The sequence below is a fragment of the Treponema sp. R80B11-R83G3 genome, from assembly GCF_054786115.1.
The window spans coordinates 1-3,662 of record NZ_BDHF01000116.1; the positions used below are offsets into that span (position 1 = coordinate 1).

The 3,662-nt window shown below is 41.4% G+C and carries 3 protein-coding genes; all 3 read right to left on the reverse strand.

Annotated features, from left to right (window positions below; translation table 11 throughout):
• Positions 1-3: 3 nt before the first annotated feature.
• On the reverse strand, positions 4-1,158 hold the full coding sequence (locus ACYVRH_RS11240) for a carbohydrate ABC transporter permease (protein ID WP_461257006.1): 1,155 nt from the start codon (positions 1,156-1,158) through the stop codon (positions 4-6).
• Between the two features lie 2 nt (positions 1,159-1,160).
• On the reverse strand, positions 1,161-2,243 hold the full coding sequence (locus tag ACYVRH_RS11245) for a carbohydrate ABC transporter permease (RefSeq protein WP_461257007.1): 1,083 nt from the start codon (positions 2,241-2,243) through the stop codon (positions 1,161-1,163).
• A gap of 72 nt (positions 2,244-2,315) precedes the next feature.
• Positions 2,316-3,542 (reverse strand): ABC transporter substrate-binding protein, encoded by a 1,227-nt coding sequence (locus ACYVRH_RS11250; protein WP_461257008.1) that lies wholly within the window; start codon positions 3,540-3,542, stop codon positions 2,316-2,318.
• Positions 3,543-3,662 lie beyond the last annotated feature (120 nt).

Below are 3,662 nucleotides of genomic sequence, written 5' to 3' on the forward strand. Positions count from 1 at the left end.
TTACTACTCTTTCAACCCTCCCATAGTAAGACCGGAAATAATAAACCGTGACATGAATGAATAAAAGACAATAATCGGTATAAGAGAAACGGCTATTCCCAGATAAATCGCGCCGTACTCCGCGCGGTAAATATTACCACGCAGACTTTGAACAAGCATTGGCAAAGTAAATTTCTTTTCGTTGGAAATCAATATAAAGGGCGTAATAAAGTTATTCCATGAACCTACAAAGGTAAAAATCGACTGAGCGGCAAGCGCGGGAATCATAATCGGAAGAATAATAATATTGAATATCCGATACTCATTCGCGCCGTCAATACGCGCCGCGTCAATAAGATCGGTACTCAAAACAGATGTCATGTACTGCCTAAGAAACAAAACCGTCCCCGCTGCGGCTATTCCGGGAATAATAAGCGGAATATAACTGTCACGGAGCCTCATCGTAGACATAAACTGATAAAAGCCGATTATGGAAAGCGAGCTAGGCAGCATTATTACGATCAGGATAACGGTCCACAGCACCAATCTCCCCTTAAACCGATAGACATGCAAGCCATAAGCGGTCATCGCCGAAAAGTAAATACTTAATATCGTGGTACAAATGGAAATAAAAGAGCTGTTTCCAAATCCCTGCCAAATTTGAAAGCTCCGTCCGGTTAAGACACCCCAGTTAAAACGAATATTCGGCAGAGTAATGAGTCTGGCAAGCGTATCGCCTTTATTAACCCTTTGTCCATTATTAACAAAAATAACGGTATCATTTGTAAGATTATAATTTGCAATTCTTTGATCTTCATCATTAAAAATAGAAATACGCGGCTGTATGCTTTCCGTGAATTTCTTAATTACAATTTTTTCAAGGTCTCCGGTTTTTTTATTTTTTTCCTCTTTTAATGTTCTACCCATAGTCAAGTCAAAATATCTGACAGTTCCACTTTCAATAGGAAAATCATCGGAATTCCAGTCGGCAATTACAGTGTCCGTACTCCCAAAAAACGCGTCTTTGCCGGGAACTATAACAATACCTGAATTGATCTGTTCAGTAGAGCGGGTCGCGTTAAGCAACAGCAAATAAATAGGTATTATCGCTATAAGCCCAAGAACAAGCATAGTTGCATGTATAAAATACCTCATTAATTGTGAATCAGATTTTCCCATACTCAACCTCCTTCCTTCTTCTTTAAATCACTACGATCCTGCAAGAAGAAGAATATTAAAAGAGCAAGGAAGATAGTAATAATAAATATGCCTATGGAAATAGCTGCGCCATATGCATAGTCGTTAGCGCCCCTGCCCAAAGCAATATTGTACTGATACATAGTTGTAGTCCGAATTTTGTACTGAGGAGCACCCTCCATATCGGTAAGCAGGAAGGGAATATCAAACATCTGCATACCGCCGATCATAGACGTAACAAGGATATAGAGCATTATGGGGCGAAGCAAGGGTAGGGTTATGTACCATGTTGTTTGCCTGCTGTTAGCGCCGTCAATTGACGCGGATTCATACAGCGATATGGGGATAGTCGTAATACCCGCCATGAGTATGATCATAGTATAGCCATACCACATCCACCACTGGATAAAAGCCACCAACCCCCGTGAAAATGCGACATTGCGGAAAAAGTCAATTGCTTCTTTTACAGTTTCACCTGTAATTGGATCTATTTTTGTCGCTTGAATGCCTATTGAATATAGAAATTGATTTGCCGGCGCTGTGACGTGGGCCGCGTAGCCGAAAATACTGCGGAAGAGCAAGGCTACCGATACGGCGGTCAGCAGGTTGGGCATATAAACAACTGCCCGGAACAGACCTTTACCCGCCAAGTTTAGCCGAATATCGGAAAGCCAGATGGAAAGCACCAAAGCAAGACCTAACTGCGGAATAAAGTTAAAAGTCCATATAATCATGGTATTTCCAAGAGCGCCCCAGAAAAGCGGGTCTTTAACTAATTTAACAAAATTAGCAAAACCAATAAAAGTAAAATCAGTACGCAATCCGCGCAGATCGGTAAAACTCAGGACGAAAGTGTATAATGTAGGCCACAAGTTAAATATGCAGAACACGATTATAAAGGGCGCGACAAATACATACCCCCAACGGTTTGTTCTCGTCTCATGACCAACTAATTTTTTTTGTTTATGTTTTTTATTATTTATATGAGTTACTTCATTTTGCAAAGTATCTTCTTTTTCTTCGCTATGTTGCGTTTTTGTTTCCTGACCAATAATATCTTCTGACATCGGTCCTCCTATAAAAAAGGCGCGGATAATATAAAACCCGCGCCTTTATTGAGATTACAAATTTACCTCAAATTATTTTGCAAACCGTGATTCAGCCTGTTGCTTGAAATCTGCAATAGCTTGAGCTTTTGATTTTTCTCCGTTTACATAAGCCGCTGTCGCTTCATCAAACATTGCTTCAATGGCCTCATCGCTTCCCTGAAGCAGTTTGCCATTAACGCCTTTTGCCATTTCGGCAAATTCGGCATAGTGGTTCTGTCCGCCAAGGAAGGGTTCGCTATAGGTGTCTTTAATTTTATTAACGACATTCATATTGCTTACCATATCGCCAGTGTCTTTTGCCCATGCTTCAAGGAAGCCGTCATCGGTGGTTACATAGCGGATAAATTCTTTGGCTGATGCAACATTCTTTGTTCCTTTGTATGCGCCAACCCAAGTGCCGCCCCAACGATATGCTGAGGGACCTTGAATCATAGCCCAGTCACCCGATGTGCTGGGAGCATTGGTCTTGAGTACATAGTGGAGGCCCCATGTGGGCAGGAAGTATGAGAATACTTCAACCGATTTTCCGGTTTCATCTTTAAGCTCATCTTTCATACCTGCAAACCAGCCTTCTGACCACTGACCAACCCTGCCTTCCCATTTGTTGTCATGCAGTGTCTTACAAATTTCCATGTACTGTTCCATAGCCGGATCAACAACTACTTTATTATCCACTATCCAAGAATCTTTTCTGGCTGACAGGAATGAATTCCTCAAGTCGCCCAATGAAGAAACGACCACGCATGCGCCATTGGATTTTTCCTTGAGCTGTTTTGCGGTATCAAGGAATTTGCTAAAGCTTGCAAAATAGGGCTGTATCTGTTTGGGATCATCTGTTCCAAAATATTTCTTTGCAAGGCTGCGGCGATAGAACATAGCGCCGGGGCAGGCTTGCCATGACATACCGTATACTTTACCTTTATAAGAACCAACTTCCACCGGATAGGCAAGAAGTTTGGCCTTGTTGGCTTCGTAAATATCAGTGATGTCTAAAAGAAGACCGGACTCAACATATTTGCGAACAAATGCTGATTCCAATGCAATAATATCCGGGGCTCCCTGACCGGACTGTAAAACAGGATCTACTTTAGCCTGAAACTGATCTGATGGGGTTTGGGAATACTCAACCTGAATATTAGGATGAGTCGCTTTGAAACCCCAAGTTGGATTTTCTGTCATGTTCTTTAACTCGTCGGTAAAAGACCAAATCACCAACTTTCCCGAATCTTTCTTACAGCCGCTTATGCTAACCAGCATAAGGACCACACCTAAAATAATAAGTGCTCTCTTCATCTCTTTTCCTCCATAATTTTTTTCCAGCCTTATATAAGCTAGATTTTATTGTCTAACATTCTATCACAATGAAAAAATTTATTC

Coding starts and splice junctions, on each gene's coding strand:
- ACYVRH_RS11240 (WP_461257006.1), bottom strand. CDS start 1,158: ATGGGAAAATCTGATTCACAATTAATGAGGTATTTTATACATGCAACT.
- ACYVRH_RS11245 (WP_461257007.1), bottom strand. CDS start 2,243: ATGTCAGAAGATATTATTGGTCAGGAAACAAAAACGCAACATAGCGAA.
- ACYVRH_RS11250 (WP_461257008.1), bottom strand. CDS start 3,542: ATGCTGGTTAGCATAAGCGGCTGTAAGAAAGATTCGGGAAAGTTGGTG.